Raw genomic sequence first — 6,330 nt, 5'->3', positions numbered from 1 at the left:
TCAACGCCCACAAGGCCGGCACCGTCGTCGGCCTCAAGGCCGAGGTCGGCGGCAGCGTCAGCTCCGGCGCCGCACTCTGCGAGATCAAGGACTGACCGGAACAGGCCGAACGGGATCACGAAGCGGTCCCGCCGGAGAGTCCGTCGACGCGGCCGGTCCCCACTCCTCCGGGAGTGGGGACCGGCCGCGTTCGCGCTGCGGTCGGTGACCCGGCGGGCGCCGGGTCAGGACCGCCCGGAGGCGAGCGGACGGGGGTGCAGCCCGTGGGCACCGGGGCGGCGCTGACCGGGCAGCGGGGCGGGGCCGGGCGGCAGGGCCGCGCGGCGCGGGCCGGGCCCGACGGGGGCCTGGTGGCCCGTCCCCGTGCCGTGCACGGTGGGCTCGGCGGGCAGGCCGAGCGGGGCGATGTCGATCTGGACGCCGCAGTCGGCCAGGGCGTCCAGTTCGCGGGCGGTGGGGTCGTCCGCGGTGGCGTGCTCGTCCGTCACGAGGCGGGTGATGCCCTCGGTCGGGACGGTCTGGAACATGGTGTCCGCGCCGAGCTTGGTGTGGTCGGCGAGGACGATGACCTCGGCGGCCGACTGCACCAGAGCCCGGTCCACGCTCGCGGAGAGCATGTTCGTGGTCGACAGGCCGCGCTCGGCCGTCAGCCCACTGCCGGAGATGAACGCCTTGGAGACCCGCAGCCCGTGCAGCGACTGCTCGGCGCCACTGCCGACCAGGGCGTAGTTGGAGCCCCGGAGGGTGCCGCCGGTCATCACCACCTCCACCCGGTTGGCGTGGGCCAGGGCCTGCGCGACCAGCAGCGAGTTGGTCACCACCGTCAGCCCGGGCACCCGGGCGAGCCGGCGGGCCAGCTCCTGGGTGGTGGTGCCTGCGCCCACCACGACGGCGTCGCCCTCCTCCACCAGGCCGGCCGCGAGATCGGCGATGGCGCTCTTCTCCGCTGCGGCGAGGTGGGTCTTCTGCGGGTATCCGGGTTCGCGGCTGAAGCCGCCGGGGAGCACCGCGCCGCCGTGCCGGCGGTCGAGGAGCCCTTCTGCCTCCAGTGCCCGTACGTCCCTGCGGACGGTCACTTCGGAGGTCTGGACGACGCGGGCCAGCTCCCGGAGCGAAACGGCTCCGTTGGCGCGCACCATTTCGAGAATCAACTGGCGACGTTCTGCTGCAAACACAGAACCGACGGTAACCGAATGACCGTCTGCTTTCAGGCGTTTGCACCTGGTAACGGGAAATGCTCACCCGGGGGCGGCGCGTGACCGTACACTACGCGCTGCCGGGCGCCGGTGATCACGCCCGCCGTACGGGTGAAACAGCGGCACCGGGGGCGGCGCGCGAAAGGCGGCCACCCGCAGGCGGCCGCCCCAACTGTGCCCTACCGGCTCAGGATTCACCCTCGGCACGCTTGCGAATGTGCAGCTGGCGGGCCGCCTCGGCGGTCGAACCGGAAACCGACGGGTAGACGGTGAACGCACTGGCCACCTGTTCGACCGTCAAATTGGCGTCCACAGCGAGCGAGATCGGGTGAATCAGTTCGCTCGCGCGCGGCGCGACCACCACACCGCCGACCACGATGCCGGTGCCGGGGCGACAGAACAGCTTCACGAAGCCGTCCCTGATGCCCTGCATCTTCGCGCGCGGGTTGCCGCGCAGCGGGAGCTTCACCTCGACGGCGTCCATCTTCCCGCAGGAGACGTCGGCGGCGGTGTAGCCGACGGTGGCGATCTCCGGGTCGGTGAACACGTTGGAGGCCACCGTCTTCAGGTTCAGCGGCTGCACCGCGTCACCCAGCGCGTGGTACATCGCGATCCGGCCCTGCATCGCGGCGACCGAGGCCAGCATGAAGACGCCCGTGCAGTCACCCGCCGCGTAGACGCCGGGGGCGCTGGTGCGGGAGACCCGGTCGACCTGGATCTGGCCCCAGTCGTTGAGCTTGATCCCGGCCTCCTCCAGGCCCATGTCCGCGGTGTTGGGGATCGAGCCGACCGCCATCAGGCAGTGCGTGCCGCGGATCACCTGGCCGTCGGCGAGGGTCACCTCCACGTGGTCGCCGACGCGCTTGGCGCCCTCGGCGCGCGAGCGGCTCATCACGTTCATGCCGCGGCGGCGGAAGACCTCCTCCAGCACCTCGGCGGCGTCCGGGTCCTCCCCGGGCAGCACCCGGTCGCGGCTGGAGACCAGCGTGACCTTGGAGCCGATCGCCTGGTAGGCGCCGGCGAACTCGGCGCCGGTGACACCGGAGCCGACCACGATCAGCTCGCGGGGCAGCTCCTCCAGGTCGTAGACCTGGGTCCAGGTGAGGATGCGCTCGCCGTCGGGCTGCGCGTCCGGCAGTTCGCGCGGGTGGGCGCCGGTGGCGATCAGCACCGCGTCGGCCCGCAGTGCCTGGACGCTGCCGTCGGGGCCGTCGACCAGCACCTCGCGGGAGCCGTCCGCGGCCTGCCCGCCGCCGCCGAGCCGGCCCCGGCCGCGCAGCACCGTCACGCCGGCCCGGGTCACCGACTGGGTGATGTCGTGCGACTGCGCGATCGCCAGCCGCTTGACGCGCCGGTTGACCTTGCCGAGGTCCACGCCGACGACCCGGGCCGAGCCCTCCACGGGCGGCGTGTCGTCGGCGACGATGATGCCCAGTTCCTCGTACGAGCTGTCGAAGGTGGTCATCACCTCCGCGGTCGCGATCAGCGTCTTCGACGGCACGCAGTCCGTCAGCACCGCCGATCCGCCCAGGCCGTCGCGGTCGACGACGGTCACCTCCGCGCCGAGCTGGGCCGCCACCAGGGCCGCCTCATATCCGCCGGGTCCGCCACCGATGATCACGATCCGAGTCACGTGCACCATTGTCCCGCACGCCGGGGGCGGCGCCACGCCGGGGTTCGGTCTGGTGCGCAAACATCGCGCGTCCATCCGCTCGGCGGGGCCGGGATGTGACGGTGAGCACTCCCCGGCACCGTCCCCGTGTTCACCTCCCGTAGGCTGACGCCATGCCCCTCTACGCCGCGTATGCCACCAACCTCGATGCCCGGCAGATGACCCGCCGCGCCCCGCACTCCCCGCTCCGGGGCACCGGCTGGCTGGACGGCTGGCGGCTGACCTTCGGCGGCGAGCAGCTCGGCTGGGAGGGCTCGCTGGCCACCGTGGTGGAGGACGAGAAGGAGCAGGTCTTCGTCTCGCTCTACGACGTGGCGCCGATGGACGAGGAGGGCCTCGACCGCTGGGAGGGCGTCCAGCTCGGCATCTACCGCAAGATCAAGCTGCGGGCGCACACCCTGGACGGCGACATCCAGGTGTGGACGTACGTGCTGAACGACTACGAGGGCGGCCTGCCGGCGGCCCGCTACCTCGGGCTGATCGCGGACGCGGCGGAGAGCGCGGGCGCCCCGCACGACTACGTGCTGGACCTGCGCCACCGCCCCTGCTGAGGCGCCACCACCGGGCCCGGGCAGGGGCCGGCTGTTGTGGATCCGCCCGAACGGGCAGCGGCGAAGGCCGCCACCACCTGTACTTTTGGGGCATCCGGGTAACAATCGAGCACGGTCGGCGGCATTTTCTACGCGCGTAGTGAATTCCCGTCTATCCTCGGAGACGTGAACGCATCTCCTCAGACGGTCGTCCCCGCCGACCCCTACGCCGCCGCCCAGGCCGCCGCCGAGCGCCTGCGCGAGCTGACCGGCGCCGAGCGCCATGACGTCGCCCTGGTGATGGGCTCCGGCTGGGTGCCCGCCGCCGACGCCCTGGGCGAGATCCTGGCCGAGTTCCCGGTCACCGAGCTCCCCGGCTTCCCCGCCCCCGCCGTGGCCGGCCACTCCGGCCGGATCCGGTCCGTGCGGATCGCCGGCTCCGACAAGCTCGCCCTGGTCTTCCTCGGCCGCAACCACTACTACGAGGGCCACGGCGTCGCCACCGTCGTGCACGGCGTCCGGATGGCCGCCGCCGCCGGCTGCGCGACCATCGTGCTGACCAACGGCTGCGGCGGTCTGCGCGAGGGCTGGGTCCCCGGTCAGCCGGTGCTGATCAGCGACCACATCAACCTCACCGCGGACTCCCCGATCGTCGGCGCCAACTTCGTCGACCTGACGGACCTCTACTCCAGCCGCCTGCGCGACCTCTGCCGCGAGGTGGACCCGACCCTCGACGAGGCCGTCTACGTCCAGTTCCGCGGCCCGCACTACGAGACCCCGGCCGAGGTGCACATGGCCCGGGTGATCGGCGGCGAGCTGGTCGGCATGTCCACCACGCTGGAGGCCATCGCCGCCCGCGAGGCCGGCGCCGAGGTGCTCGGCATCTCCCTGGTCACCAACCTCGCGGCCGGCATCACCGGCGAGCCGCTCAACCACGCCGAGGTGCTGGAGGCCGGAAAGGCCTCCGCCGAGCGGATGGGCGCGCTGCTGGCGAAGGTCCTTGAGCGGATCTGACCCGGCCCGCGCGCAGAATCAGCACTGACGCGGATCGGGCGGGGCCCGCGGGACGCGTCCCGCGGGCCCCGTTCGTGAACCGACCGGCCGACACGCGAACGACTCTTCCGATGGAGCTGGAGCCGATGACCCAGGCACCCACCACCGACCTCCTCGCCCGGGCCCGCGCCTGGCTCGCCGAGGACCCCGACCCGCAGACCCGGGACGAGCTGTCCGCCCTGCTGGCCGAGGCCGAGGGCGAGACCGAGTCCGGCAACCGGATCGCCTGGTCCCAGCTGAGCGAGCGCTTCTCCGGCCGCCTCCAGTTCGGCACCGCCGGCCTGCGCGGCGAACTCGGCGCCGGCCCGATGCGGATGAACCGCGCCGTGGTCATCCGCGCCGCCGCCGGCCTCGCCGCGTACGTCAGGCAGCAGCGGCTCGGCGACCTCGTGGTGATCGGCTACGACGCCCGCCACAAGTCGTACGACTTCGCCCGCGACACCGCCGCCGTGATGGCCGGCGCCGGCCTGCGCGCCGCCCTGCTGCCGCGTGCCCTGCCCACCCCGGTGCTCGCGTTCGCCGTCCGCCACCTCGGCGCGGCCGCCGGCGTCACCGTCACCGCCAGCCACAACCCGCCGCAGGACAACGGCTACAAGGTCTACCTGGGCGACGGCGCGCAGATCGTCCCGCCCGCCGACGCCGGCATCGCCGCCGGGATCGACGCGGTCGCCGCCCTCGCCGACGTCCCGCTGGCCGACGGCGGCTGGGAGGTGCTCGGCGAGGACGTCATCGAGGCGTACCTCACCCGGGCCACCGCCGTCCTCGAACCGGGCGGCCCCCGCGACCTGGACGTCGTCTACACCCCGCTGCACGGCGTCGGCCGGGACGTCCTGCTCGCCGCGTTCGCCAAGGCCGGGTTCCCCGCGCCCACCGTCGTCGCCGAACAGGCCGAGCCCGACCCGGACTTCCCGACCGTGGCCTTCCCCAACCCGGAGGAGCCGGGGGCGATGGACCTCTCCTTCGCCACCGCCGCCACCGCCGGCCCCGACCTCGTCATCGCCAACGACCCGGACGCCGACCGCCTCGCCGTGGCCGTCCCCGACCCGGCCGCCCCGGCCGGCTGGCGGATGCTGCGCGGCGACGAGGTCGGCGCCCTGCTCGGCGAGGCACTGGTCGCCCGGAAGGCCGCCGGCACCTTCGCCACCACCATCGTCTCCTCCACCCTGCTCGGCCGGATCGCGGCCGCCGCCGGCCTCGGCTACGCCGAGACGCTGACCGGCTTCAAGTGGATCTCCCGCGCCGACGGCCTGCGCTACGGCTACGAGGAGGCGCTCGGCTACTGCGTCGACCCCGAGGGCGTCCGCGACAAGGACGGCATCACCGCCGCCCTGCTGGTCGCCGAACTGGCCGCCGGCCTCAAGCGGGCCGGCCGCACCCTCGGCGACCTGCTCGACGACCTGGCGCTGGAACACGGACTGCACGCCACCGACCAGCTGTCCGTCCGGGTCGAGGACCTGACGGTCATCACCGACGCCATGCGGCGGCTGCGCGAGCACCCCCCGACCGTGCTGGCCGGACTCGACGTCACCCGGGCCGACGACCTGACCGCCGGCTCGGCCGAACTGCCGCCCACCGACGGCCTGCGCTACCTCCTGGCGGGCGAGGGCGTGCGCTCGGCTCGGATCGTCGTCCGGCCGTCCGGCACCGAGCCCAAGCTCAAGTGCTACCTGGAGGTCGTCCTGCCGGTCGGCTCGGCCGCCGGGCTGGCCGACGCCCGCGCGCAGGCCGCCGCCGTGCTCGCCGGCATCAAGCGCGACCTCGCCGAGGCGGCGGGCATCCCCGCCTGACGCCAGGCATCCTGACGCCGCACACGCGGACGCCGTTCATGGGGACGGGCCCGGCCGACGAGATCTCGGCGGCCGGGCCCGTCGGCGTCCGG

At 73.7% G+C, this 6,330-nt stretch carries 5 protein-coding genes; 3 read left to right on the top strand and 2 right to left on the bottom strand.

The features are described from left to right. Positions 1-224: 224 nt before the first annotated feature. Entirely contained in the window at positions 225-1,175 is a 951-nt protein-coding gene (locus tag ACFUK0_RS39020) for a DeoR/GlpR family DNA-binding transcription regulator (RefSeq protein WP_380258631.1), read from the bottom strand. Between the two features lie 208 nt (positions 1,176-1,383). Further along, positions 1,384-2,838, bottom strand: a complete 1,455-nt coding sequence (locus ACFUK0_RS39015) for an NAD(P)H-quinone dehydrogenase (protein WP_380258629.1) — start codon at positions 2,836-2,838, stop codon at positions 1,384-1,386. A 143-nt stretch (positions 2,839-2,981) separates the two neighbouring features. Here ACFUK0_RS39015 and ACFUK0_RS39010 point away from each other — a divergent pair, with 143 nt between their 5' ends. The 3 genes from ACFUK0_RS39010 (at position 2,982) to ACFUK0_RS39000 (ending at position 6,238) form a co-directional block, all read left to right on the top strand. Continuing rightward, a complete protein-coding gene (locus ACFUK0_RS39010; RefSeq protein WP_380258627.1) occupies positions 2,982-3,419 on the top strand; it encodes a gamma-glutamylcyclotransferase in 438 nt (145 codons plus the stop codon). A gap of 165 nt (positions 3,420-3,584) precedes the next feature. Next, positions 3,585-4,412, top strand: coding sequence for a purine-nucleoside phosphorylase (locus ACFUK0_RS39005; RefSeq protein WP_380258625.1), 828 nt, complete (start codon positions 3,585-3,587; stop codon positions 4,410-4,412). A gap of 125 nt (positions 4,413-4,537) precedes the next feature. Then, entirely contained in the window at positions 4,538-6,238 is a 1,701-nt protein-coding gene (locus ACFUK0_RS39000) for a phospho-sugar mutase (protein WP_380258623.1), read from the top strand. The last annotated feature ends 92 nt before the right edge of the window (positions 6,239-6,330 follow it).

This window comes from Kitasatospora sp. NPDC057223 (genome assembly GCF_042669755.1).
Taxonomy (GTDB): domain Bacteria; phylum Actinomycetota; class Actinomycetes; order Streptomycetales; family Streptomycetaceae; genus Kitasatospora.
This window is presented reverse-complemented; position numbering and strand designations above follow the sequence as displayed.

Bases quoted from the DNA above. Each gene is read 5' to 3' on its own strand.
- ACFUK0_RS39015 (WP_380258629.1), bottom strand. From the start codon at position 2,838: ATGGTGCACGTGACTCGGATCGTGATCATCGGTGGCGGACCCGGCGGA.
- ACFUK0_RS39010 (WP_380258627.1), top strand. From the start codon at position 2,982: ATGCCCCTCTACGCCGCGTATGCCACCAACCTCGATGCCCGGCAGATG.
- ACFUK0_RS39000 (WP_380258623.1), top strand. From the start codon at position 4,538: ATGACCCAGGCACCCACCACCGACCTCCTCGCCCGGGCCCGCGCCTGG.